Genomic DNA, 24,455 nt, shown 5'->3' with positions numbered 1-24,455 from the left:
ACCACGGGGCCCGGGGGAGTGTCGGTGCGGACTGGTAGGACGAGAGCGTGACGACGTCCAGGTCGGTCCCGAAGGGCCGTGGTGCCCGCGGGGAGTGGCAGGCGGCGCCCGCGCTCTCGGTGGCGCGGGTCGCCGTCGACGTGCCGTTGGCGCACCTGGACCGGCCCTTCGACTATCGCGTCCCCGCCCAGTTGGACGAGCAGGCGGCGCCGGGCGTGCGGGTGCGCGTCCGCTTCGCCGGCCGGCTCGTCGACGGCTATCTCCTCGAGCGCGTGGACGAGACCGCGCACGTCGGGAAGCTGGCCTGGATCGAGAAGGTCGTCTCCGCCGAGCCCGTGCTCACCCCCGAGGTCGTGACGTTGTGCCGGGCGGTCGCGGACCGCTACGCCGGGGTGATGGCGGACGTGCTGCGCCTCGCGATCCCCGGACGGCACGCCCGGGTCGAGGCCGAGGAGCCGAGGCCCCGCGAGATCGCCCCGCCGGAGGTGCCCGCGCACACCGGATGGGAGCGCTACACCCGCGGCGGCGCCTACCTGGAGGCGCTGCGGGCCGGTCGCGCCGCGCACGCCGTCTGGCAGGCCCTGCCGGGGGAGGACTGGCCGGAGCGCCTCGCCGAGGCGGCCGCCGCGACGGTCGCCGCGGGCCGCGGCGCCCTGCTCGTGCTGCCGGACCAGCGCGACGTCGACGCCGTGCACGCGGCCTGTGTGGGGCGGCTCGGGGCGGACGCGGTCGTGGCGCTCAGCGCGGATCTCGGGCCCGCCGAGCGGTACCGGCGCTGGCTGGCGGTCCGCCGTGGCCAGGTCCCCGTGGTCGTCGGGACCCGGTCCGCGTCCTTCGCGCCCGTCGCCGATCTCGGCCTGCTCGCGGTCTGGGACGACGGGGACGACCTCCACTCCGAGCCCCGCTCCCCGTACCCGCAGGTCCGGGACGTGCTGGTGCTCCGGGCGCACGCCGCCGGGGCCGCGCTGCTGATCGGCGGGTACGCGCGGACGGCGGAGGCGCACCTGCTCGTCGAGTCCCGCTGGGCGGCGGCGATCGTGGCCGAACGGGCGACCGTGCGCGAGGCGGCGCCGCGGGTCACGGCGATCGGGGAGACGGACACCCAGCTGGCCCGGGACCCGAACGCCCGCGCCGCCCGCGTGCCCGGCGTCGCGTTCGAGGCGGCCCGGGGTGCGCTGGCCGCGGGCCGGCCGGTGCTGGTGCAGGTGCCGCGGTCCGGCTATCTGCCCTGGCTCTCCTGCGCCACCTGCCGGGACACCGCGCGCTGCCGGCACTGCGCGGGCCCCCTCGGCCTGCCCCGCGGCGGCACCGACCACGACCCGGGCCTGCCGACGTGCCGGTGGTGCGGTCGCGCGGAGACCGCGTTCCGCTGCGGCGCCTGCGGATCCCGCCGGCTGCGGGCCGGGGTCGTCGGGTCCCGGCGCACCGCGGAGGAGCTGGGCCGGGCCTTCCCCGGGACGACGGTGCGGACCTCGGGCGGCGGAGCGCCGGTGCTGGCGTCCGTGCCCGGCAAACCGGAGATCGTCGTCGCCACGCCGGGCGCCGAACCCCCCACGGAGGGTGGCTACGGCGCGGCACTGCTGCTCGACGGCTGGGCGATGCTGTCCCGGCCGGACCTGCGCGTGATGGAGGAGGCCTTCCGCCGCTGGCTGGGCGCCGCCGGCCTCGTCGTGCCGCACAAGGACGGCGGGCGCGTGATCGTCGTCGCGGACTCGGCGATCCCCGTGGTCCAGGCGCTGGTCCGGTGGGACCCGGCCGGGTTCGCCGCGGACGAGCTGGCCTCCCGCACCGAGGTCGGGTTCCCGCCCGCGGTCCGGATGGCGGCGGTCGAGGGCAGCCCCGGGGCGGTCGCGGACGTGTACGAGGCGGTGCTCGCGGACGAGCGGGTGGCGTCCGCCGTCGAGCTGCTGGGGCCGGTGGAGATCGAGCCCACACCGGGGGAGGACGGGAAGGACGTCAAGGAGCGGGCCCTGCTGCGGGTGCCGCGCAGCGGGGGCCGCGCGCTGGCCGCCGCTCTCGCCGCGGCGCAGGCCACCCGGACGTCGCGGAAGGCCCCGGACCCGGTGCGCGTGCGGTTGGACCCCAGCGAGATCGGCTGACCGGAGCCGCGTGGCACAATCGATGGTCGTCCCCGTCCGTACTTCTCCAGGGAGATCCGTGTCCGTCCAGCCCGTCCGGCTCTTCGGAGACCCGGTGCTGCGCAGCCGTGCCACCGAGGTCACCACGTTCGACGCCGAGCTGCGCAAGCTGGTCGCCGACCTCACCGACACCATGCACGCCGAGGGCGGGGCCGGACTCGCGGCCCCGCAGATCGGCGTCGGCCTGCGGGTCTTCACCTTCGACATCGACGGCGCCGCCGGGCACCTGATCAACCCGACGTGGGAGCCGGTGGGCGAGGAGGACCAGCTCGGCCCGGAGGGCTGCCTGTCCATCCCCGGCCTCGGCTGGGACTGCCGGCGCAAGCTGCACGTCGTCGGGCGCGGCTGGGACATGTACGGCGAGCCGGTCACGATCGAGGGCACCGAGCGGGTGGCCCGCTGCATCCAGCACGAGACGGACCACCTGGACGGCGTGCTGTTCGTGGACCGGCTCGACGCGGAGACCCGCAAGCTCGCGATGGCCGAGATCCGGGCCGCGGAGTGGTTCGGCCGGCCCGAGCCGATCGTCAAGGCCAGCCCGCATCCGATGTTCGGGAAGGTCCGGTGAGGCTGCTCTTCGCCGGGACCCCGGCGCCCGCGGTGCCGGCGCTGCAGGCGCTGCTCGACTCGCCCCGGCACGAGGTCGTCGGCGTCCTGACCAGGCCGGACGCCCCGTCCGGACGCGGTCGCAAGCTCACCCGCTCGCCCGTCGGCGCCCTCGCGGACTCCGCCGGCATCCCGGTGTTCACCCCGCGGCGGCCGAAGGAGCCGGAGTTCCTGGACGCGCTGCGGGAGCTGGCACCGGACTGCGCGCCGGTCGTCGCCTACGGGGCCCTCATCCCGCGGGTCGCGCTCGACGTGCCCGCGCACGGCTGGGTCAACCTGCACTTCTCGCTGCTCCCCGCCTGGCGCGGGGCGGCGCCGGTGCAGGCCGCGATCCTGCACGGGGACGACGTCACCGGCGCCACGACGTTCCTGCTGGAGGAGGGCCTCGACACGGGGCCGACCTACGGCGTGGTCACCGAGGCGATCGGCCCCCGGGACACCGCCGGTGCCCTGCTGGACCGGCTCGCGCGCTCCGGCGCGCAGCTGCTCGCGGCGACCATGGACGGCATCGAGGACGGCACCCTGCGCGCCGTACCGCAGCCCGCGGACGGCGTCTCGCACGCCCCCAAGATCACGGTCGACGACGCGCGGCTGGACTGGTCCGCGAACGCCGTCGCCCTGGACCGGCTGGCCCGGGCGGTCACGCCGGAGCCGGGCGCGTGGTGCACGTTCCGCGAGGCGCGGCTCGGGGTCGGGCCGGTCACGCCGGTGCGGACCGAGGAGCTCGACCTCAAGCCCGGCGTCCTGCACGTCGAGAAGAAGCGGGTGCTCGTCGGGACGGCGACCGTGCCCGTCGAGCTCGGCGAGGTGCGACCCGTCGGGAAGCGCGCGATGCCCGCGGCGGACTGGGCCCGCGGGATGCGGATCGAGACGGGTGAGACGCTCGCCTGAGCGTCCCCCTCTGCACGACCTACGAAGGGACACACCGCGTGAGCGCGGACGAACGACCGGACCGGAACCGCCGCGACAGCAGCGGGGGCGGACCCGGAGGTGGGGCCGGCGGCCGTCGGGGCGGCAGCGGCGGCGGCCGTGGCGGCGGGGCCGCCGGTGGCGGCCGTGACCGGCGCGCCGACGGCGGCGCCCCGCGTCGCGGGCGTCCCTCGGGACCGCGCAACTCCGGCCCGCCCGGGCGCCGCCCGAGCCCGGCCGGCCCGCCCAGCGGGGACCCGGCCCGGCAGGCCGCGTTCGACCTGCTCACCGCGGTCCGCGAGCGCGACGCCTACGCCAACCTCGCGTTCCCGGCGATCCTGCGCCAGCACCGGCTCAAGGACCGCGACGCCGGGCTGGCCACCGAGCTCGGCTACGGCACGCTGCGCGCCCAGGGCCTGCTCGACGCCGTCATCGCGGCCTGCGCGGACCGCCCGCTGCACCGCATCGAGGCCCCGCTGATCGACGCGATGCGCCTGGGCGCCTACCAGCTGCTGCGGACCAGGGTTCCGTCGCACGCCGCGGTCGGCACCAGCGTCGACATCGTCCGGGGGACGGCCGGCTCGCGGTCCGCGGGCTTCGTCAACGCCATCCTGCGCAAGGTCTCGGAGAAGGACGAGGCGGCCTGGGTGGCCGAGCTCGCGCCGGACGCGGCCGAGGACCCCGTCGGCCACGCGTCCTTCGTGCATGCCCACCCGAAGTGGATCGGGCAGGCCTTCGCGGATGCGCTCGGCGGCAAGGAGGAGCTCGACGCCGCCCTCGAGGCGGACGACGCGCGCCCGTCGGTGCACCTCGTCGCCCGGCCCGGGGACATCACCGCCGAGGAGCTCGCGCTGGTCACCGGGGGCGAGGAGGCGCCGTACTCGCCGTACGGCGTGCACCTCGGCACCGGCGGCGGGGACATCGGGGAGATCGACGCGATCCGCGAGGGCCTCGCCCTGGTGCAGGACGAGGGCAGCCAGCTTGTCGCGCTCGCCCTGTCCCGCGCCGCGCTCGACGGCGAGGACACCGGCCGCTGGCTGGACCTCTGCGCCGGACCGGGCGGCAAGGCGGCGCTGCTCGGCGGGCTCGTCGCCCTCGACGGCGGCACCCTCGATGCCGTCGAGCCTTCCGAGCACCGCGCCGACCTGGTGCGCAAGACCGTCAAGGGGCTGCCGGTCACGGTGCACACGGCGGACGGCCGGGAGGCCCCGCTGCCGGACGCCGCGTTCGACCGGGTGCTCGTCGACGCCCCGTGCACCGGCCTCGGGGCCCTGCGCCGCCGGCCGGAGGCCCGGTGGCGGCGCAAGCCCGAGGACGTCTCGGCGCTGGCCAAGCTGCAGCGCGAGCTGCTCACCGCCGCGCTGCGGCACGTGCGCGTCGGGGGCGTCGTCGCGTACGTGACGTGCTCGCCGCACCTCTCCGAGACCGTCGGTGTGGTGAACGCGGTGCTGCGGCGCAAGGACCTCGGCGCGAGCGTCGAGCGGCTCGACGCGCGGGAGTACCTGGACGGTGTCCCCGCGCTCGGCGAGGGCCCGGCGGTGCAGCTCTGGCCGCACCGGCACGGCACGGACGCGATGTTCCTGACGCTGATCCGCCGGACCGGCTGAGCCACCGGGTGGGCAACACCACCCCGGACCGGCCCGATCGAGGACCGAGGGGGCCGCACACCCCCTCGGCCGGGCAGTAATCTGCCGGGGTGCGTCCCCTGATAGCCCCGAGCATCCTGTCCGCGGACTTCGCGCGCCTCGCCGAGGAGGCCGCCGTGGTCTCCGAGGGTGACGGCGGCGCGGACTGGCTGCACGTCGACGTGATGGACGCGCACTTCGTGCCGAACCTGACCCTGGGCCTGCCGGTGGTGGAGTCCCTGCTCCGCGCGACGGACACGCCGCTCGACTGCCATTTGATGATCGACGACCCGGACCGCTGGGCCCCCGGCTACGCCGAGGCGGGCGTGCACAACGTCACCGTGCACGTCGAGGCGGCCAGGAACCCGGTCATGCTGGCGAAGGACCTGCGGGCGGCCGGGGCGAAGGCGGGCCTGTCGATCAAGCCGGGCACGCCGCTGGAGCCCTACGTCGAGATCCTGAAGCACTACGACACGCTGCTGGTGATGAGCGTGGAGCCCGGCTTCGGCGGCCAGAAGTTCATGCCGGAGGTGCTGGACAAGGTCCGCACGGCGCGCCGGCTCGTCGACACGGGGCACCTCACGCTGCTCGTCGAGATCGACGGCGGCATCTCCGCGGACACCGTCGAGGCCGCCGCCGAGGCGGGCGTCGACTGCTTCGTGGCGGGGTCGGCCGTCTACGGGGCGGACGACCCGGGGCGGGCCGTCCGGGCGCTGCGCGAGCAGGTCGTGTCGGCGACCCCGCACCGCTGGGCGCCATGACCGCGGGAAGGACCGCCGTGCCGCGGTGGTTGCACAGGAACACGACGGCCGGCGCGCTCGTCCGGCCGTGCGGCTGAGAGGGAAGGAACCAGATGTTCACGGGGATCGTGGAGGAGGTCGGCGAGATCGTCGACGTCCGTACGTCGGGCGACGTCGTCGTCCTGACCGTGCGCGGCCCGCGCGTCTCGACGGACGCGGCGCACGGCGACTCGATCGCGGTGAACGGCTGTTGCCTGACCGTCGTCGACGAGGAGGGCGCGAGCGAGGACCTGTTCCGGCTCGAGCTCGTCCCGGAGACGCTCAAGCGCACCTCGCTCGGGGCGGCGGTGGCCGGGTCGAAGGTCAACCTGGAGCGGGCGCTGCCCGCGGGCGGCCGGCTCGGCGGGCACATCGTGCAGGGCCACGTCGACGGCGTCGGCACGCTGCTGGGCCGCACGCCCGGCGAGCGCAGCGACGAGGTGCGGTTCAGCCTCCCCGCCGAGCTGTCCCGCTACGTCGTGGAGAAGGGCTCGATCTGCGTGGACGGTGTCTCCCTGACCGTCGCGGGGGTGGGCGCCGACTCGTTCACCGTGGCGCTGATCCCGACGACCCTGGCGGACACGACGCTCGGCGGGCGCGGACCGGGCGACCCGGTCAATCTCGAGGTGGACATCGTGGCGAAGTACGTCGAACGACTCACGGCCGGGTACACCGGCGGTGCTGCTGAGGAGGCTCGGTCCTGATGACGGACACGCACACGGGGGCACCCGCGGTCCCCGGACACGCTGCGGCCGCCGGACTCGGCGGGGGCTTCGAGAGCATCGAGCGGGCCCTGCGGGACCTCGCGGAGGGCAAGGCCGTGGTCGTCGTCGACGACGAGGACCGCGAGAACGAGGGCGACCTGATCTTCGCCGCCGAGAAGGCGACGCCGGAGCTGGTCTCGTTCGTCGTGCGCTACACCTCCGGCTACGTCTGCGTCGCGATCACCGACAGCGAGTGCGACCGCCTCGACCTGCCGCCGATGCACCACACCAACGCCGACAACTACCGCACCGCGTTCACCGTGACCGTCGACGCGAAGGAGGGCGTGACCACCGGCATCTCCGCCGCGGACCGCGCCCACACCATCCGGCTCCTCGGGGACCCGACGACCGAGGCGAAGGACCTGGTCCGGCCCGGCCACGTGCTGCCGCTGCGGGCCCGTGAGGGCGGCGTGCTGCGCCGCCCCGGGCACACCGAGGCCGCCGTGGACCTGACCCGGATGGCCGGTCTGTCCCCGGCGGGCGCACTGTGCGAGATCGTCTCGCAGAAGGACGACGGCGAGATGGCCCGCGGCGACGAGCTGCAGGTCTTCGCCGAGGCCCACGACCTGACGCTGGTCACGATCGCGGACCTGATCGGCTACCGGCGCCGCTTCGAGAAGCACATCGTGCGCGTCGCCCAGGCCCGCCTCCCCACCGAGCACGGCGAGTTCATCGCCTACGGCTACGACTCCCTGCTCGACGGCATCGAGCACATCGCGATGGTGCGCGGCGACGTCGGGACGCCGGAGGGCGACGGCGAGGACGTGCTGGTCCGCGTGCACTCCGAGTGCCTCACCGGGGACGTCATGGGCTCGCTGCGCTGCGACTGCGGCCCGCAGCTCGACGCCGCGCTGGACGCGGTGGCCCGGGAGGGCCGCGGGGTGGTGCTCTATATGCGCGGGCACGAGGGCCGGGGGATCGGCCTGCTGCACAAGCTGCAGGCCTACCAGCTGCAGGAGGCCGGTGCGGACACCGTCGACGCGAACCTCGCGATGGGCCTGCCGGCCGACGCCCGGGACTACGGCATCGGCGCGCAGATCCTCAACGACCTCGGCGTCAAGTCCATGCGGCTGCTCACCAACAACCCGGAGAAGCGCGCCGGCCTCGAGGGCTACGGGCTGCGGATCACCGAGCGGATCGCGATGCCGATCCGGCCGAACCCGGAGAACCTCCACTACCTGCGCACCAAGCGGGACCGGATGGGCCACGACCTGCCCGACCTCGGGGACGGCCCCGGCGACTCCTACGGGCCCGGCATCCTGTCGGACCCCGCCGGGCTCTGAGGTGCGCGCACCGGGATGATGGCGGCATGACGATCGGCGAGCAGGCAGGCGGGGGTTCGGGCGCATGAGCGGCGAGGGCAGGCCCACCGACGAGGGCGACCTCAGCGGCGCACGCGGCCTGCGCATCGGCATCGCCGCGGCGAGCTGGCACGCGGAGGTCGTGGACAGCCTGCTCGAGCGGGCGCTGTCGGTGGCGGAGAAGGCGGGCGCCGTGCCCACCGTCGTCCGGGTGCCGGGCACCATCGAGCTCCCGGTCGTCGTCCAGGAGCTGGCGCGGACCCACGACGCCGCTGTCGCGCTCGGCGTCGTCGTCCGCGGCGGGACCCCGCACTTCGAGTACGTCTGCGACTCGGTGACCGCCGGCCTCACCCGCATCGCGCTCGACGAGAGCACCCCGGTCGGCAACGGCGTGCTCACCACGGACACCCTCGAGCAGGCCGTGGACCGCAGCGGCCGCCCGGGTTCCGCCGAGGACAAGGGCGGCGAGGCCACGGCGGCCGCGCTGCGGACCGCGATCGTCCTCGCCGACCTGCGGAAGCTGACATGAGCGCGCGGACGGAGCAGAACGGGGTCCGGCCCGGTACCGGACCGCGCGCGGTGACGATCCGCCCGCGGCTCGCCCTGCGGCTGTCCTGGATCGGGGCGGTCCTCACGCTCGCCCTGTTCGTGGTGATCGCGGTGATCCTGCGGACCAGCGAGACCGGGGTGTTCTTCCGGCTGGCGGACCAGGTGTCCATGGTGCTGCTCGGCGCGCTGATCGCCGGCGGCATCCTGTTGTTCGCGCGGCCGCGGGTACGTGCGGACGAGAACGGCATCGAGGTCCGCAACACGGGCCTTCCGAAGTACCTGCCGTGGGAGGTCGTCCACGGGATCGCGTTCCCGGACGGCGCCTCGTGGGCCCGGCTGGACCTCGCGGACGACGAGTACCTGCCGGTGCTGGCGATCCAGGCGGTGGACCGGCAGTACGCCGTGGAGTCGATCCGCGCGATCCGCGAGTTGCACGCCCGCTCGGTCGACGGCCCGTCCTGATCCCGGGCGGGCATCCGCCGCCCGACGCCCGCGCTCTGGTGCGATGCGCGGTCGACGGAGCGTCGCGCTGAACGGCGCGCGTGATGGCCATCCGTTCGCCGCGTCCGCTCACCCGTTCGGCGCCACAGGCTGTGATCGATCCACTGCGGAGCGGTGTCACCGCCGATCATGACTCACGGTGATCGGGTGGATACGCTGCTCGAGGCGGCCGCGGCCGTGGCGGTGAGGTGATCGCGAGATGGCAGTGCGCACGGGCGGTAGCCAGGACCCGGGCCGGGACGGTCCCCAGAGGGGCGCGACCGGCCGGGACGGCCAGGTGGCCACCGGCTGGGTGACGCCCGTGGCCGGCGAGCACCGTGCCCCCGCCCGGCGTCCGCGCTTCGCGATCGTGGACGTCTACGACACCATCCTCCGGCTCGACGCGCTGCGCAGCCGCTTCGTCGACGTCGGGCGCCCCGAACACGAGTGCGACCTGTTCCTGGCCCGCGCCGCCCGCGACGGCTACGCCCTGGCGCTGAGCGGTACCCCCGGCCCGTTCGGCGAAGCCGGCCTGCAGGCACTGCGCAGCACCACCCACCACCTCCTGTCCGACGAGGCGCTGCACCACGTCATGGACGGCTTCCTGAGCCTCCCGCCGCACCAGGACGCCGAGCTCGCGCTCGCCCGGCTGGCCTCCGCCCGGATCCCCACCTACGCCCTGGCCTGCGGCAGCGGCGCGGACGCCGTGGCGGCCCTCGACCGCGCGGGCCTGCGCACCTACCTGCGCGGGACGCTCAGCACCGACGACCTCGGCGTGGTCTGCCCGGACCCGCGGGCCTTCACCATGGCCTGCGACGCCCTCCGCGCGGAGCGGGAGCGCACCGTGCTGATCTCCGTCCACCCCGGTGACGTGCACGGCGCCCTGCGCGCGGGGCTGCTCGGCGGGCTCGCGATCCGGCAGTCCGGCGGGGTGCCGACGACGATGGACCCGCCGCACGTCAGCGCCCCGCGGATGGACGACGTCGTCGAGCAGCTCCTCGCCCTTCCCGGCTGAGCACCCGGTCCCTCCGCCCGGCGACTACACGAACGCGCGTCGAGGGCCGCCCGCTCAGGCCCCCACCGGCCGCCGCTGCGCCCCGACCGCCTTCGCCCCGAGATCCGCCCGCGCCCCGGCCGCTGCGCCGTCCGCGAACCCCGTGCCGGATAGGGACGGCCGCCGCGCCCGCGCGAGCCGCGGGAACGCCTCGGCGTAGGCGCGCTCGACCCGGGACTCCCGGTCCACCAGCACGAGGGCGGTGGAGGAGCTCCCGGCGGTGCGGCCCGCCGCCTCCCGGGCCGCCCGCTCCTCGGCCTCGACCAGCCGCTGGTGCACCTGCGCCGCGAACCCCTGCAACCACGAGCGCCGGTACGCCGCCACGGACTCCGCGTCCGACGGCGGCCGCAGCCGGACCAGCTCCGTGGCGGCCTGCAGGAGCAGCGACGTGTAGAGCAGCTCCACCCGCTCCCGGTCCGACGCGAACCCGAACACGGTCACTGCGGCGACCTTCCCGCCGCGGGCACCGTGCATGATCCAGCGGCAGCGCAGGGCCGCGGCCGTCCAGCCCAGCAGCCGGGCCTTGCCGGCGGAGTACGGGTCCTCCATCGCGATCCGGGCGGCGCCGATCTCGTCCCGCCGGGGATCGTCCGCGGCGAGCAGCGCCTCGTCGATCCCGTGCCGGGCCATGAGCTCGAGGGCCTTGGCGTTGTAGATCTCGGCCTCGGCGGGCGTACCCGCCCGCTCGGCCTTCGCGAGGAGCTTGCGGATGCGGTCCAGCCGGGCGGACCCGGTGACCGATCCGGGGGATCGGCGGGGTCGAACGGGGAGCGGGTCTGTCCTGCGCTTGCGTGGGGCACGGGGAGCCTCCTTCGAACGGGCGTTCTACTCGCCGAGCAGGTCTACCGGACCGCACCGACAGTTTCCGGCGACCCCCCGCCGGACAACCCCGGCCCCTACCTCTACACGGCTCCCCGGGGACACGAACGAGGCGGGCGCCCCGGACGACTGTCGGTGGGCGGTCCTACTCTGGACGTCGCCATGTCAGACCCCTCCACGTACCGGCCGGCCACGGGAACCATCCCGGAGGCCCCCGGGGTGTACCGGTTCTCGGACCCGCAGGGCCGGGTCATCTACGTCGGGAAGGCGAAGAGCCTGCGCCAGCGGCTCAACTCGTACTTCGCCGACCTCTCCGGGCTGCACCCGCGCACCCGCCAGATGGTGACAACGGCCGCCCACGTGCAGTGGACGGTCGTGTCCACCGAGGTCGAGGCGCTGCAGCTCGAGTACAACTGGATCAAGGAGTTCGATCCGCGGTTCAACGTCCGGTACCGGGACGACAAGTCCTACCCGGTGCTCGCCGTGACGCTGAACGAGGAGTTCCCCCGGCTGCACGTCTACCGCGGCCCACGGAAGAAGGGCGTGCGGTACTTCGGGCCCTACGCCCATGCCTGGGCCATCCGCGAGACGCTGGACATGCTGCTGCGCGTCTTCCCGGCCCGCACCTGCAGCGCGGGCGTCTTCAAGCGCCACGGGCAGATCGGCCGCCCGTGCCTGCTCGGCTACATCGACAAGTGTTCCGCCCCGTGTGTCGGGCGGGTCACGGCCGAGGAGCACCGGGACATCGTCGAGGACTTCGCGGACTTCCTCGCGGGCCGCACGGACCATCTCGTCCGGCAGCTGGAACAGAAGATGGCGGAGGCGTCGGACAACCTCGAGTTCGAGCGCGCTGCGCGGCTGCGGGACGACGTCGGCGCGCTGAAGCGGGCCATGGAGAAGCAGGCCGTCGTGCTCGGCGACGGGACGGACGCGGACGTCGTCGCCTTCGCCCAGGACGAGCTGGAGGCCGCGGTCCAGGTCTTCCACGTCCGCGGCGGCCGGGTGCGCGGCCAGCGCGGCTGGGTGATCGACAAGGTGGAGGAGACGGACACGCCCGCCCTGGTGGAGCGGTTCGTCACCCAGTTCTACGGCGAGCAGGCTGCGCTGGCGGGCTCGGCGGACGACGCGTCGCAGCCGGTGCCGAAGGAGATCCTCGTCCCGGAGCTGCCGCCCGAGGCGGACTCGCTGGTCCAGTGGCTCTCGGACCTGCGCGGGTCCCGGGTCCAGCTGCGCGTCCCGCAGCGCGGGGACAAGCGGGCGCTCGCGGAGACCGTCGAGCGGAACGCGAAGGAGTCCTTCGCCCAGCACAAGCTGCGCCGCGCGGGTGACCTGACGGCCCGGTCCGCCGCGCTGCAGGAGATCCAGGACGCCCTCGGCCTGGACTCGGCGCCGCTGCGCATCGAGTGCATCGACGTCAGCCACGTGCAGGGCACGAACGTCGTCGCGTCGCTGGTCGTGTTCGAGGACGGGCTGGCGAAGAAGTCGGACTACCGGCGCTTCGAGGTCCGCGACGGCGCGAAGGGCGGGGACGTCGCGTCGATCGCCGAGGTGGTCCGCCGGCGTTTCCGGCGGCACCTGGCGGAGGCCGCGGAGGAGCGCGGTAACGACCGGGAGATCGGCACCGACGGGTCGGGCATCGGCTCCTCCGGCGAGATCACCCAGGACTCCGCGGAACCGACCGTGCGCACGGGCATCGACCCGACGACCGGCCGCCCGCGGAGGTTCGCGTACCCGCCGAACCTGCTCGTCGTCGACGGCGGGCAGCCGCAGGTCGAGGCCGCGGCGGACGTGCTGGCCGAGCTCGGGATCACCGACGTCGCCGTCTGCGGGCTCGCGAAGCGCCTGGAGGAGGTCTGGCTCCCCGCCGACCCGGACCCGGTCATCCTGTCCCGGACGAGCGAGGGGTTGTACCTCCTTCAGCGGGTCCGCGACGAGGCGCACCGGTTCGCGATCACCTATCACCGCCAGCGTCGTTCGAAGGGCATGGTGTCCTCGCAGCTCGACGCGGTACCCGGGCTCGGCCCGGCGCGCCGCCAGGCGCTCCTCAAGCACTTCGGGTCGGTCAAGAAGATCAAGGCGGCGGAGGTCGGCGACATCGCCGCGCTGCCCGGGTTCGGCACCCGCACCGCCGAGGCGGTCGTCGCGGCGCTGCACGCCGAGGACCCGCAGGAGAGGACGGCGGACGCGTGAGCGCCGGGACACACCGGGGCTCCACCCCCGCCGGGATCGAGGTCGCGCTGGTCAGCGGCCTGTCCGGCGCCGGACGCAGCACCGCGGCGAAGGTCCTCGAGGATCTCGGCTGGTTCGTGGTGGACAACCTGCCGCCGGAGCTGATCGCCACGATGGTCGACCTCGGCGCCCGTGCGAAGGGGGACGTCACCCGGATCGCGGTGGTCATGGACGTCCGGAGCCGGGCGTTCACCGCGGACCTCGGCGCCGTCCTGAAGGACCTGGACTCCCGCGGCTACAAGCCCCGGCTGCTGTTCCTCGAGGCCACGGACGCGGTCCTGGTCCGTCGCTTCGAGCAGAACCGGCGCGGCCACCCGCTGCAGGGCGACGGCCGCCTCGTCGACGGCATCACCGCCGAGCGGGAGCTCCTGCGGCCGCTGCGCGAGGCCGCGGACCTGCTCGTGGACACGTCGAACCTGTCGGTCCACCAGCTCCGGGCCCGGATCGAGAGCGGCTTCGACGACGCCGCGCAGACCACCCGCATCAACGTCATGTCCTTCGGCTACAAGTACGGCATCCCGATGGACTCGGACCTCGTCGTGGACATGCGGTTCCTGCCGAACCCGCACTGGATCCCCGAGCTGCGCGAGCACACGGGCCGCGACGCCGACGTCCGGGACTACGTGCTGAGCCAGGAGGGCGCGGAGGAGTTCATCAGCCGCTACCTCGAGCTGCTGTCCCTGGTCGGGGCCGGTTTCCGGCGCGAGGGCAAGCGCTACCTCGCGGTGTCCGTGGGCTGCACCGGCGGCAAGCACCGCAGCGTCGCGATCAGCGAGGAGCTGGCGCGCAGGCTCTCCGAGGGCACCCGGACCGGGGCCTTCCCCGGGGTGACGGTGAGCGTGTCCCATCGGGACCTGGGGCGGGAGTAGACGATGAGAGCGGTCGCCCTCGGCGGCGGGCACGGCCTGCACGCCACGCTCTGCGCGCTGCGGCTCGTGCCGGAGATCACGGGTGTGACGGCCGTCGTCACGGTCGCGGACGACGGCGGCTCCTCCGGCCGGCTGCGGCGGGAGATGGACGGCATCCTCCCGCCCGGAGACCTGCGGATGGCCCTGTCCGCCCTGGCCGGGGACGACGACGGCGGCCGCCGCTGGTCCGCCCTGGTGCAGCACCGCTTCGGCGGCACCGGCGCGCTGGCCGGGCACGCCGTGGGCAACCTGCTGCTCGCGGGTCTGATGGACACCCTCGGGGACCCGGTGGAGGCCCTTGACGAGATGAGCCGGCTGCTCGGCGTCGCCGGCCGGGTGCTGCCGATGTGCGCGGTGCCGCTGGACATCGAGGCGGACGTCAGCGGCCTGGGGCTGGACAGCTACGACGACGTCGCCGGCGACCGGACGCCCACCCACCGCATCCGCGGCCAGGTCGCCGTCGCGTCCACGCCGGGCCGGGTCGAGCGGCTCTACCTGCGCCCGGACCAGCCGCCGGCGTGCCCACAGGCGGTCGAGGCGGTCCGGGAGGCGGACGTCGTGCTGCTCGGCCCCGGTTCCTGGTTCACCAGCGTCCTGCCGCACCTGCTGGTGCCCGCGCTGCGCGCCGCCCTCGACGAGACCTCCGCCCGCCGGATCGTGGTGTTGAATCTCGCACCGGAGCCGGGGGAGACCCCGGACTTCTCCCCGGAGCAGCACCTGGCCGTGCTCGCCCAGCACGCTCCCCAACTGCGGTTCGACGCGGTTCTGGCGGACGTCGACGCGGTGGCGGTACCGCATCGTCTGCGCGCAACGGCACGCGACATGATGGTCCCGGACGGCCGGGTGCATCTCGCCCCGGTCGCGGCGGCCGATCCGCTCGTGCCGAGGCACGACCCCGCGGCGTTGGCCGCGGCCCTGCGGGAGGTCCTGGCGGACCTGGCCCGAGGGGGACCGGCCGGCGGGAGAACGGGGTACCGGGCGGGGGCCCGGTGACCGAGAGTGTTCAGATTGTGACTGTGGGGCGAGATTGCGATGGGTCCGGCGCCGGGAACGCGGCGGGCCCCCGGGGGAGGTGCGGGCGATGGCGATGACATCCGCGGTCAAGGACGAGCTCAGCAGGCTGGTCGTGACCAAGCCGTCCAACCGGAAGGCCGAGGTCGCGTCGCTGCTGCGGTTCGCGGGCGGGTTGCATATCGTCGGCGGCCGGGTCGTGATCGAGGCCGAGGTGGACACCGGGTCGGTCGCGCGGCGCCTGCGGAAGGACATCCACGACCTGTACGGGCACACCTGCGAGGCGCACGTCATCACGGCGGGAGGCCTGCGGCGCAGCGCCCGGTACGTGATCCGGGTCGTCCGGGACGGCGAGGGACTGGCCCGCCAGACGGGCCTGCTGGACTCCCGCGGGCGTCCGGTCCGGGGCCTGCCGCCCGCGGTCGTCTCCGGGGACCTGGAGGACGCGGAGGCGGCCTGGCGCGGCGCCTTCCTGGCCCACGGCTCGCTCACCGAGCCCGGCCGCAGCTCCGCGCTGGAGGTCACCTGCCCGGGCCCGGAGGCGGCGATGGCGCTCGTCGGCGCGGCCCGCCGGCTCGGGGTCACGGCGAAGGCGCGCGAGGTGCGGGGGCGGACCGCGTCGTCGTCCGGGACGGGGACGCGATCGGCGTCCTGCTGACCCGGATGGGCGCGCACGAGTCCGTCATGGCGTGGGAGGAGCGGCGGATGCGCCGCGAGGTCCGCGCCACGGCGAACCGCCTCGCGAACTTCGACGACGCGAACCTGCGCCGCTCCGCCCGCGCGGCGGTCGCGGCGGCCGCCCGGGTGGCCCGGGCGCTGGAGATCCTCGGCGACGACGTGCCGCAGCACCTGCTGGCCGCCGGCCGGCTGCGCGCGGAGAACACCCAGGCCTCGCTGGAGGAGCTGGGTCAGCTGGCGAACCCGCCGATGACGAAGGACGCGGTCGCCGGACGGATCCGTCGGCTGCTGCACATGGCGGACAAGCGCGCCGCGGACCTCGGCATCCCGGACACCGAGTCCGCCGTCACCCCGGAGATGCTCGAGGAGGCCTGAGCCTCGCGGGCCCGGTACGGCGTCGATCATCCGTGAATCCCGCCACGTGGCGGGTGGCGGATCGATTCCGAAGCTGGCCCCTGTGGCGGGATTCCGGAGAGGCTAGGGTCGTCGGCGGAAAGTCTGCCGTGACGATCGAGGGAGCACCGGAGTGACGGTTCGCGTAGGCGTGAACGGATTCGGCCGTATCGGCCGCAACTTCTGGCGGGCGGTGGACGCCCAGCGCGCCGCCGGCACCAGCGACATCGAGATCGTGGCGGTGAACGACATCACCGACAACGCCACGCTCGCGCACCTGCTGAAGTACGACTCCATCCTGGGCCGCCTCCCGTACTCGGTCTCGTCGACCGACGACGAGATCATCGTGGACGGCAAGGGCTTCAAGGGCCTCGCGGTCCGGGACCCCGCCGAGCTGCCCTGGAAGGACCTGGGCGTCGACGTGGTCGTCGAGTCCACCGGCCTGTTCACCAAGCGTGAGGCGGCCGCCAAGCACCTCGAGGCCGGCGCCAAGAAGGTCGTCATCTCCGCCCCGGCGACCGGTGAGGACCTCACCGTCGTCAAGGGCGTGAACGACGGGGACTACGACGGGTCGCAGAACATCGTGTCCAACGCGTCGTGCACCACGAACTGCCTCGCGCCGATGGCGAAGGTGCTGGACGACCTGGTGGGGATCGAGAAGGGTCTGATGACCACGATCCACGCCTACACCCAGGACCAGAACCTGCAGGACGGCCCGCACAAGGACCTCCGCCGGGCCCGTGCGGCCGCGCTGAACATCGTCCCCACCTCCACGGGTGCGGCGAAGGCGATCGCGCTGGTCATGCCGCACCTGAAGGGCAAGCTGGACGGCTTCGCGCTGCGCGTGCCGATCCCCACCGGCTCGGCCACCGACCTGACCGCCGAGGTCAAGGAGGAGACCACCGCCGAGGCCGTCAACGCCGCGATGAAGGCCGCCGCCGAGGGTCCGCTCAAGGGCATCCTCTCCTACACCGAGGACCCGATCGTCTCCTCGGACATCGTGACGGACCCGCACTCCTGCATCTTCGACGCGGGCCTGACCAAGGTCATCGGCAACCAGGTCAAGATCGTCGGCTGGTACGACAACGAGTGGGGCTACTCCAACCGCCTCGCCGACATCACCGCGCTGGTGGCGTCGAAGCTGTGAGGACCGTCTCCGACCTCGTCGACGAGGGCGTGAACGGGCGGACCGTGCTCGTGCGGTCCGACCTGAACGTCCCGCTCGACGGGGACCGCATCACCGACGACGGGCGCATCCGGGCGTCCGTGCCCACGATCTCGGAGCTGTCCGGGGCCGGCGCGCAGGTCGTCGTCATGGCGCACCTGGGCCGGCCGAAGGGCGGTCCCGACCCGAAGTTCTCCCTCGCCCCGGTCGCCGCGCGCCTCGGCGAGCTGCTCGGTGCGCCCGTCCGGCTCGTGGAGCTGGGCAGGGGCCTGCCGAACATGGCCGCGGGAGACGTCGTCCTGCTGGAGAACATCCGCTTCGACCCGCGCGAGACCAGCAAGGACGACGCCGAGCGCGCCGAGTTCGCCCACGAGCTGGTCGCGCTGGCCGGGGACGACGGCGCGTTCGTCTCGGACGGGTTCGGTGTCGTCCACCGCAAGCAGGCGTCGGTGTACGACGTGGCGCAGGAGCTGCCGGCCTACGCGGGCGGGCTCGTCCTGTCCGAGGTCGAGGTGCTGCGCACGCTCACGGGGGAGCCGAAGCGGCCGTACGCGGTCGTGCTCGGCGGCTCGAAGGTCTCGGACAAGCTGGCCGTGATCGAGGCGCTGCTGCCGAAGGTGGACTCGCTGCTCGTCGGCGGCGGGATGTGCTTCACCTTCCTCGCTGCACAGGGCCACGAGGTGGGCGCCTCGCTGCTCGAGAAGGACCAGATCGACTCCTCCCGCAAGCTCCTGGAGTCGGGCAAGATCGTGCTTCCGACGGACGTCGTGGTGGCGGACTCCTTCGCCGCGGACGCGTCCACCCGTACCGTCCCGATCGACCAGATCCCCGAGGGCTGGATGGGGCTCGACATCGGGCCGGACTCGGTCGCGGCGTTCGCCGAGGTGCTGGCGGGAGCGAGGACCGTGTTCTGGAACGGGCCGATGGGCGTGTTCGAGATGGCACCGTTCGCCGAGGGCACCCGCGGTGTCGCGCAGGCGATCATCGACGGCGACTCGTTCTCCGTCGTCGGTGGCGGGGACTCCGCCGCCGCGGTGCGGGCCCTGGGCCTGCCGGAGGACGGGTTCTCCCACATCTCCACGGGCGGCGGGGCCTCGCTGGAGTTCCTCGAAGGCAAGACGCTCCCGGGCGTCGCGGTACTGGAGCAGTCGTGAGTCGCACGCCGTTGATCGCCGGCAACTGGAAGATGAACCTGAACCACCTCGAGGCCATCGGCCTGGTTCAGAAGCTCGCCTTCGCGTTGCCGGAGAAGTACTACGACCACGTCGACGTGGCGGTGCTCCCGCCGTTCACGGCGATCCGCAGCGTGCAGACGCTCATCGACGGCGACAAGCTGAAGATGGTGCACGGCGCGCAGGACCTGTCCCCGTTCGACTCCGGCGCCTACACCGGGGACGTGTCGGGCGTGATGCTCGCGAAGCTCGGCTGCAGCTACGTCGTGGTCGGGCACTCGGAGCGGCGCGAGATCCACGGGGAGGACGACGCGGTCGTCAACTCCAAGGTGCACGCGGCGCTGCGGAACGGGCTCGCCCCGATCCTGTGCGTCGGTGAGGGCCTCGACGTCCGGGAGGCCGGTGCGCACGTGTCGCACTGCACCGCCCAGCTCGTCGCGGCGCTGGAGAAGGTGTCCGCGGAGCAGATCCGGTCCGTCGTCGTCGCGTACGAGCCGGTGTGGGCCATCGGCACCGGACGGGTCGCGAGCGCGGCGGACGCGCAGGAGGTCTGCCACGCGCTGCGCGAGGCGGTCCGGGAGAAGTACGGCGACGAGGTCGCCGCCGGGTTGCGCATCCTCTACGGCGGCTCGGTGAAGGCCAAGAACGTCGGCGAGATCGTCGCGGAGCCCGACGTGGACGGTGCGCTGGTCGGGGGCGCGAGCCTCGACGCGGACGAGTTCGCGCAGCTCTGTGCGATCGCCGCGGGCGGCCCGCTCCCGTAGTCCGGCCGGTCCCGACGGGCGGTTCCCCGGGTTCGGGGGGCCGCCCGTCGTCGTTCACCGGGGCTTCGCGGGCCCCCGCCGTCAGGGGGCGCGCGCCCGGGTACCCTGGATCACCCCCGAGCAGAAGAGGATGGGATGAGGCTCGCGCTAGAGATCGTGCTGATCGTGACCAGTGTGCTGCTGGTCCTGCTGATCCTGCTGCACCGCGGTCGCGGTGGTGGACTGTCGAGCCTCTTCGGTGGTGGCGTCCAGTCGAGCCTCTCGGGGTCGAGCGTCGTCGAGAAGAACCTGGACCGGCTCACGCTGTTCACGGCCGCGATCTGGATCGTCGCGATCGTCGGGACAGGCGTCCTGGTCAAGCTCGGGATCTGAGGAGAAGAACATGGCGATGTCAGGCGGCAACGCGATCCGGGGCACCCGCGTGGGTGCCGGCCCGATGGGCGAGTCGGAGCGCGGGGAGACCGCGCCCCGCGAGCGCATCCCGTACTTCTGCGCCAACGGTCACGAGACCCGGCCCTCCTTCGCCGCCGAGGCGGAGATCCCGGACTCCTGGGACTGCCCGCGCTGCGGCCTCCCGGCCGGGCGTGAGCAGACCGCTCCGCCGGCCCCGCCGCGGAACGAGCCCTACAAGACGCACCTGGCCTACGTGAAGGAGCGCCGGAGCGACGAGGACGGCGCCGCCATCCTCGAGGAGGCCCTCGCGCGCCTCCGCGCCTCCCGCGAGCTCTGACGAGGCACCGAGGACGGGCCGGGCGTACCCCGGCCCGCCTCCGGGTCATCCGCCCCAGATGTCCTCCACGAAGCGGTCCGTCGCCCGTAGTCCGGTGAGCCAGGCGGTCGCGTCGGACTCCGTGGTGCCCGTCCTGTCGCGGTAGATCTCCTTCAGCGCCGCCCGCACACCGGGTGCCATGGTCGATGCGTTCCCGCACACGAACACCGACGCGTCCTGCTGCAGCAGCGCCCAGACGTCGTCGGCCCGGGCCCGCATCGCGTCCTGGACGTAGCGGGGCCCGGATCCGGGCGAGCGGGAGAAGGCGTGCTCGACCACGACGAGGCCCTGCGCCTCGAAGGCCGCCAACTCGTCCGCGTAGAGCTGGTCGGTCTCCGGGCCGCGGCAGCCGGTGAACAGCAGCGAGCGGGCGACCGGCGCGCCCTGCGCCCGCTGCTGCGCCCGTTCCTGCAGGAAGCCGCGGAAGGGCGCGAGCCCGGTACCCGCACCGATCATGATCATCGGAATGTGGGGGTTCTCCGGCGGCCGGAAGGCAATCGACGGCTCGCGGACGAACACGAAGGCCGTCCCCTCCTCGGGCACGTCGGCGAGATGCCCCGAGCAGACCCCGGTGAACGTTCCCGTGCCGGACCGCGCCGGTGCCCGCAGCACCCCCGCCGTGATGGTGGCGACCCCCGGCTCCACCAGGGGCGAGGAGGAGATGGAGTAGTAGCGCGGCCGTAGCGGCGGCAGCATGTCGAGGTACTCCGCGAACGGCAGCCCGCAGTCCGGGAACTCCTCGAGCACGTCGAGGACCGAGCGGTTCGCCAGGGCGATCCGCTCGCGGTAGCCCTCCCCGGCCAACGACTCGAGCGACGACCGCTGCTCGGGGTCGGGGGCGTGCCGGGCGAGGGCCTCGAGGTCCCCGCGGGTGGCGACGTCCTGCAGCTCGACGCAGCTGGCGAGCACTCCCAGGAGCGGCGCCGGCTCGTCGATGGGCAGGTGGGTGTGGGTCCCGCCGTGGGGGATGATCGTCGCGTACTGGCCCGCGTCCAGGCCGAACCGGGTGAGGACCCGGCGGATGAGGTCGATGCTGTTCCGGGGGAGCACCCCCAGGTGGTCACCGGCCCGGTAGCCGAGCCCGCCGGGCAGGGCGATCTCGACGTGCCGGGTGGAGCGTTCGGCGGGCTTGCCGTCCGAGCCGGCGATGAGCTCGCGGTTGGCCCGGACCCGGGCGGGCCGGGCCTGGTAGGACAGGATCACCGGGTTCAGCACCTGACGGTTGGTCAGCGTCACCGACAGCCGCGGCCCGGTCGCCAGGTCCGCGCCCACCTCGGCCGGCAGCCCGAGCGCCGCCGCGAGATCCGGCCAGAGGTTCGCGTGCCAGTCCCGGTAGGCCGCGTCCACGTCGCCCCGCGCGTCGGCCTCGCCCCGGGGATGCACCCGGCGTCCGCCGCACGCGCCGAGGCGCTCGTCGAGCAGGGTCGGGACGGCCTGGTAGGTCGCGGCCCACTCCCGGTTGCCGCAGCCGAACACCGTGTACGCGGTGCCGTCGAGGTGGGCGTCGGGCCCGGTCACCCACCGGCAGAACGCCGCGGCGTTGTCGGGCGGGGTGCCGTTGTACGAGGAGCTGACGACGATGGCGGCGCCCCCGGCCGGGAGGGCGGCGGAGGGGTCGTCGGCATGGTCGTCGAGGGCGCCGAGGGTGACGTCGAAGCCGCGGTCCGTGCCCTCGGCGGCGAGCGTCGTCGCCAGCGCCTCGGAGGTGCCCAGGTTCGAGCCGTAGAGGACCGCGAGCTTCGTGCCGTGCCCGGCGACCGAGGGCGCGGGAGCGGCGGCGGGGGTCCGCTCGCCCGCCCGCTCGACGGGAGCGGCCGCGGGAGGCGCCGAGCGGACCGAGAGGCGCCCGGGACGTGGCCGGACCTGGATCCGGAACTCGTCGGGCTTCACCGTGAGCGTGGTCTTCGTGTGGAGCACGTAGTCGGTGTGGTCGACGAGGTCGAAGCGCTGCAGCAGGGACCCCAGCACGAGCACGGCCTCCTGGAGGGCGAACTGCCGTCCGATGCACGCCCGTTGGCCCGTGCCGAACGGCTTGTAGGCGTTCGGGGAGAGCGTGGCGAGCCGCTCGGGCGTCATGTGGTCCGGGTCGAACTCCGCGGCGTCGGGCCCCCAGACCGACGTGTCCCGGTGCAGGGCGGGGATCAGCACCGTGATCGGGGTCCGGCGGGGTACCGCGTACCGGCCCCCGAGGACGGTGTCCTCGAGCGGGGTCCGGGTGAAGGCGGGCGCGGTCGGCCAGAGCCGCAGGGTCTCGTCGAGCACCCGGCGCACGTAGGTCAGCCGCTGCACCTGCTCGAACGTGGGCTCCGCGGAGTCGCCGAGCACCTCGTCGGCCTCGGCCCGGGCCCGCTCGAGGAACGCCGGGTTCTTCAGCAGGTAGTAGAGCGCGAAGGAGAGCAGCCCCGACGTCGTCTCGTGGCCGGCGATGAGGAACGTGATGCACTGCGCGCGGATGTTCTCGTCCGGGAGCCCCTCGCCGGTCTGCCGGTCGAGCCCGTTGATCATGCGGCCGAGCAGGTCGGTGGTGTCGCCCGCCGCCCCCTGGGCGCGCCGCTCGGCGACGATCCCGTCGACCAGCGCCTCCATGAACGCCTGGTCCTCCTCCATCCGGCGCTGCGCCCGCACCCGCAGGCGCGTCTGGAGAGGCAGCTGCCGGCTCCGGGCCTGCGACTCGGTCAGCGTGCGCGTCATCGCCTCGACGAAGGGGTGCGGGGTCTCCCGGTAGAAGGAGTTGAAGCGGTAGCCGAAGCCGCAGAGCGCGATCGTGTCGAGCGTGAGCCGGGTCATGTCGGCCGGGACGTCGACGTCCTCACCGGGGTTGGTCCGGGCCCACTTGTCGGTCAGCTGGTCGGCCACGTCGATCATCTTCGGCAGGTAGTCCCGCATCGCCTGCATGCTGAAGGGCGACATCAGGATGTTGTGTGCGCGATGCCAGAGCGGGTCGGACGTCTCCGAGGTGAACAGACCGTTCCCGGCGCCGCCGTTGCGCACGTTCGACAGACCCGCGCCGATCATCTTGTCGAACCGGGAGTCGTCGCAGACCTCCTCGACGATGTCGGCCCCCGAGGCGATGAGCCGCACCGAGCCGGCGCCGGAGAGCTTGAAGATCGGCCCGTACTCGCGGGCCATGGCCACGAAACCCTCGACCGGGTCGTGCGAGTCGATGTCGAAGAGGTTCCCCACCAGCGGCAGCCCGCGAGGACCAGGGATGTCGTCGATCCCGCCCACCGTGCCCGAAGTGTCCACAGTGCTCATGTCGTTTTCGCCCCCGTAGGCCGGCGCACCAGCAGCACGATGCTCAGCACGAGCACCCACGCCGGGAACACCAGCAGGATCGCCGGATGGAAGGTCGTGCTGACCAGGAGGAACGCCGCCACGAGATAACTGACGGCGGCCGCGGGCCCGGACAGCAGGCCGACGGTCCGGGCGAGCCCGGTCGTCGCGATCATGTACATGCCCGCGGCCCGGACGCCGTAGACGAACACCATCGCGTAACCGACCGCCGCCAGCGCGCGGGCGATCTCCGGCGACGGTGGCGGGGAGTCCGAGAAGCGGGTCAGCAGGGCGACCCCGCCGACCGCCGCGGTTCCCACGAAGAGCATGCCGACGAAGAGGATCCCCGAGGCGAGCTGCAGCCAGTGCGGGATCCGGGACCACGAGGCCGGGGCCAGGACCTGGAGCAGCGTCCGGGTCGCGATCATGTGCCACAGGCACGCGATCCCGGCGAACGGCACGACGTACAGGCCGAGGGTGACCAGCAGGTTCCGGCTGTCCGAGGCGTAGTACGCCGCGTAGACGGCGTCCGGGTCGCCGAGCCGCGGTGCCTGCCGGACGAGTACGAGCGCCACGGCGAACAGGACCGCGAACACGACGCCGGACAGGCCGGCGGCCCGGGCGTACGCGCGGGCGGTGCTGGTCCTCTCCTCGGCTCCGGGCCGCGCGGCGCCCCCGGCCGCCGGGGCGGTCCGGTCGATCGGTTCGGGGCCGGGCAGGCCGGGCGGGCGTACCGGGAGCGGCATCGCTTCTCCAGGGGCCGCCGCCAAGCCGGGGCGCGAGGCGGCGCGGCCGGTCACCGTCGTAAACCTGCCGGCGCGGCCGGTCAAGAAGACGGCGCCCGAGTTGGGCCATCCGCCGTGGTCGCCGCCTGCGGACGGCGGCGCATAGGCGGGGGCAGCCGGCGGAGGCCCGACGCCCGCCTCCCCACTCCCGACCGGCGCGTGAGTGGCTCGAGCAGCGGTGGGTGACGCTCGAGCCACTCGAGCGTCGCCGGGTTGCCTCCACCCCACCTCCCCGCGCCTGCCGGAGGAGCAGGGCGCAGCGGCCGGGACGGCCGCCCTCGCCC

General features: G+C 74.0%; 21 protein-coding genes and 1 pseudogene. 19 read left to right on the top strand and 3 right to left on the bottom strand.

From position 1 onward, the window contains the following. Positions 1-47 precede the first annotated feature (47 nt). From WBK50_RS16550 to WBK50_RS16505, 10 genes are all read left to right on the top strand, one after another. Positions 48-2,099 (top strand): primosomal protein N', encoded by a 2,052-nt coding sequence (locus WBK50_RS16550; RefSeq protein ID WP_341336476.1) that lies wholly within the window; start codon positions 48-50, stop codon positions 2,097-2,099. A gap of 58 nt (positions 2,100-2,157) precedes the next feature. Next, positions 2,158-2,706 (top strand): peptide deformylase, encoded by a 549-nt coding sequence (def, locus tag WBK50_RS16545; protein ID WP_341336475.1) that lies wholly within the window; start codon positions 2,158-2,160, stop codon positions 2,704-2,706. Continuing rightward, positions 2,703-3,635, top strand: coding sequence for a methionyl-tRNA formyltransferase (gene fmt / locus WBK50_RS16540; protein WP_341336474.1), 933 nt, complete (start codon positions 2,703-2,705; stop codon positions 3,633-3,635). Before def ends, fmt begins: the two co-directional genes overlap by 4 nt. A gap of 38 nt (positions 3,636-3,673) precedes the next feature. Further along, positions 3,674-5,260 carry an RsmB/NOP family class I SAM-dependent RNA methyltransferase gene (locus tag WBK50_RS16535; protein WP_341336473.1) on the top strand — a complete coding sequence of 529 codons (1,587 nt, stop codon included), beginning with the start codon at positions 3,674-3,676 and terminating at the stop codon, positions 5,258-5,260. Between the two features lie 98 nt (positions 5,261-5,358). Beyond that, positions 5,359-6,039 (top strand): ribulose-phosphate 3-epimerase, encoded by a 681-nt coding sequence (gene rpe, locus WBK50_RS16530; RefSeq protein ID WP_445942368.1) that lies wholly within the window; start codon positions 5,359-5,361, stop codon positions 6,037-6,039. 92 nt (positions 6,040-6,131) lie between these two features. Beyond that, a complete protein-coding gene (locus tag WBK50_RS16525) occupies positions 6,132-6,761 on the top strand; it encodes a riboflavin synthase (protein ID WP_341336471.1) in 630 nt (209 codons plus the stop codon). Beyond that, positions 6,761-8,104, top strand: a complete 1,344-nt coding sequence (locus WBK50_RS16520; protein WP_341336470.1) for a bifunctional 3,4-dihydroxy-2-butanone-4-phosphate synthase/GTP cyclohydrolase II — start codon at positions 6,761-6,763, stop codon at positions 8,102-8,104. The genes WBK50_RS16525 and WBK50_RS16520 overlap by 1 nt, the downstream gene beginning before the upstream one ends. Before the next feature lie 64 nt (positions 8,105-8,168). Then, a complete protein-coding gene (ribH, locus tag WBK50_RS16515) occupies positions 8,169-8,651 on the top strand; it encodes a 6,7-dimethyl-8-ribityllumazine synthase (protein WP_341336469.1) in 483 nt (160 codons plus the stop codon). Then, a complete protein-coding gene (locus tag WBK50_RS16510) occupies positions 8,648-9,133 on the top strand; it encodes a PH domain-containing protein (RefSeq protein ID WP_341336468.1) in 486 nt (161 codons plus the stop codon). The genes ribH and WBK50_RS16510 overlap by 4 nt, the downstream gene beginning before the upstream one ends. 238 nt (positions 9,134-9,371) lie before the next feature. Next, positions 9,372-10,166, top strand: a complete 795-nt coding sequence (locus tag WBK50_RS16505) for an HAD family hydrolase (RefSeq protein WP_341336467.1) — start codon at positions 9,372-9,374, stop codon at positions 10,164-10,166. Between the two features lie 54 nt (positions 10,167-10,220). Here the strand turns inward: WBK50_RS16505 and WBK50_RS16500 are convergent, their stop codons facing one another. Then, positions 10,221-10,916 carry a DUF2786 domain-containing protein gene (locus tag WBK50_RS16500; protein WP_341339411.1) on the bottom strand — a complete coding sequence of 232 codons (696 nt, stop codon included), beginning with the start codon at positions 10,914-10,916 and terminating at the stop codon, positions 10,221-10,223. 270 nt (positions 10,917-11,186) lie between these two features. Here WBK50_RS16500 and uvrC point away from each other — a divergent pair, with 270 nt between their 5' ends. The 9 genes and pseudogenes from uvrC (at position 11,187) to WBK50_RS16455 (ending at position 20,074) form a co-directional block, all read left to right on the top strand. Continuing rightward, the gene (gene uvrC, locus WBK50_RS16495) at positions 11,187-13,214 is read left to right on the top strand and encodes an excinuclease ABC subunit UvrC (protein WP_341336466.1); all 2,028 of its coding nucleotides are present in this window, start codon (positions 11,187-11,189) and stop codon (positions 13,212-13,214) included. Next, positions 13,211-14,122: an RNase adapter RapZ gene (gene rapZ, locus WBK50_RS16490; protein WP_341336465.1), complete on the top strand. Its 912-nt coding sequence runs from the start codon at positions 13,211-13,213 to the stop codon at positions 14,120-14,122. Before uvrC ends, rapZ begins: the two co-directional genes overlap by 4 nt. 3 nt (positions 14,123-14,125) lie before the next feature. Continuing rightward, positions 14,126-15,154 (top strand): gluconeogenesis factor YvcK family protein, encoded by a 1,029-nt coding sequence (locus WBK50_RS16485; RefSeq protein ID WP_341336464.1) that lies wholly within the window; start codon positions 14,126-14,128, stop codon positions 15,152-15,154. Between the two features lie 88 nt (positions 15,155-15,242). Further along, positions 15,243-16,225: pseudogene (whiA, locus tag WBK50_RS16480) on the top strand (DNA-binding protein WhiA). 151 nt (positions 16,226-16,376) lie between these two features. Beyond that, positions 16,377-17,390, top strand: a complete 1,014-nt coding sequence (gene gap, locus WBK50_RS16475; RefSeq protein ID WP_341336463.1) for a type I glyceraldehyde-3-phosphate dehydrogenase — start codon at positions 16,377-16,379, stop codon at positions 17,388-17,390. Further along, a complete protein-coding gene (locus tag WBK50_RS16470; RefSeq protein WP_341336462.1) occupies positions 17,387-18,562 on the top strand; it encodes a phosphoglycerate kinase in 1,176 nt (391 codons plus the stop codon). Before gap ends, WBK50_RS16470 begins: the two co-directional genes overlap by 4 nt. Next, a complete protein-coding gene (tpiA, locus tag WBK50_RS16465) occupies positions 18,559-19,344 on the top strand; it encodes a triose-phosphate isomerase (RefSeq protein WP_341336461.1) in 786 nt (261 codons plus the stop codon). The genes WBK50_RS16470 and tpiA overlap by 4 nt, the downstream gene beginning before the upstream one ends. Positions 19,345-19,479: 135 nt before the next feature. Further along, positions 19,480-19,716, top strand: coding sequence for a preprotein translocase subunit SecG (secG, locus tag WBK50_RS16460; protein WP_297496508.1), 237 nt, complete (start codon positions 19,480-19,482; stop codon positions 19,714-19,716). Between the two features lie 16 nt (positions 19,717-19,732). Further along, positions 19,733-20,074: an RNA polymerase-binding protein RbpA gene (locus tag WBK50_RS16455; protein WP_297496539.1), complete on the top strand. Its 342-nt coding sequence runs from the start codon at positions 19,733-19,735 to the stop codon at positions 20,072-20,074. Between the two features lie 45 nt (positions 20,075-20,119). On the opposite strand, the gene WBK50_RS16450 is transcribed toward WBK50_RS16455, so the two are convergent. Together WBK50_RS16450 and WBK50_RS16445 are read right to left on the bottom strand one after the other, a co-directional pair. Next, a complete protein-coding gene (locus tag WBK50_RS16450; protein ID WP_341336460.1) occupies positions 20,120-23,368 on the bottom strand; it encodes a bifunctional cytochrome P450/NADPH--P450 reductase in 3,249 nt (1,082 codons plus the stop codon). Further along, the gene (locus WBK50_RS16445; protein ID WP_341336459.1) at positions 23,365-24,132 is read right to left on the bottom strand and encodes a hypothetical protein; all 768 of its coding nucleotides are present in this window, start codon (positions 24,130-24,132) and stop codon (positions 23,365-23,367) included. The genes WBK50_RS16450 and WBK50_RS16445 overlap by 4 nt, the downstream gene beginning before the upstream one ends. Positions 24,133-24,455: the final 323 nt, after the last annotated feature.

The organism is Pseudonocardia sp. T1-2H (genome assembly GCF_038039215.1).
Lineage (GTDB): Bacteria > Actinomycetota > Actinomycetes > Mycobacteriales > Pseudonocardiaceae > Pseudonocardia.
This window is presented reverse-complemented; position numbering and strand designations above follow the sequence as displayed.

Excerpts from the sequence above, each read along its gene's own strand:
- WBK50_RS16455 (WP_297496539.1), top strand. The coding sequence starts at position 19,733 with ATGTCAGGCGGCAACGCGATCCGGGGCACCCGCGTGGGTGCCGGCCCG.
- WBK50_RS16520 (WP_341336470.1), top strand. The coding sequence starts at position 6,761 with ATGACGGACACGCACACGGGGGCACCCGCGGTCCCCGGACACGCTGCG.
- WBK50_RS16510 (WP_341336468.1), top strand. The coding sequence starts at position 8,648 with ATGAGCGCGCGGACGGAGCAGAACGGGGTCCGGCCCGGTACCGGACCG.
- WBK50_RS16445 (WP_341336459.1), bottom strand. The coding sequence starts at position 24,132 with ATGCCGCTCCCGGTACGCCCGCCCGGCCTGCCCGGCCCCGAACCGATC.
- WBK50_RS16525 (WP_341336471.1), top strand. The coding sequence starts at position 6,132 with ATGTTCACGGGGATCGTGGAGGAGGTCGGCGAGATCGTCGACGTCCGT.
- uvrC (WP_341336466.1), top strand. The coding sequence starts at position 11,187 with ATGTCAGACCCCTCCACGTACCGGCCGGCCACGGGAACCATCCCGGAG.
- WBK50_RS16505 (WP_341336467.1), top strand. The coding sequence starts at position 9,372 with ATGGCAGTGCGCACGGGCGGTAGCCAGGACCCGGGCCGGGACGGTCCC.
- WBK50_RS16450 (WP_341336460.1), bottom strand. The coding sequence starts at position 23,368 with ATGAGCACTGTGGACACTTCGGGCACGGTGGGCGGGATCGACGACATC.
- secG (WP_297496508.1), top strand. The coding sequence starts at position 19,480 with ATGAGGCTCGCGCTAGAGATCGTGCTGATCGTGACCAGTGTGCTGCTG.
- WBK50_RS16485 (WP_341336464.1), top strand. The coding sequence starts at position 14,126 with ATGAGAGCGGTCGCCCTCGGCGGCGGGCACGGCCTGCACGCCACGCTC.
- ribH (WP_341336469.1), top strand. The coding sequence starts at position 8,169 with ATGAGCGGCGAGGGCAGGCCCACCGACGAGGGCGACCTCAGCGGCGCA.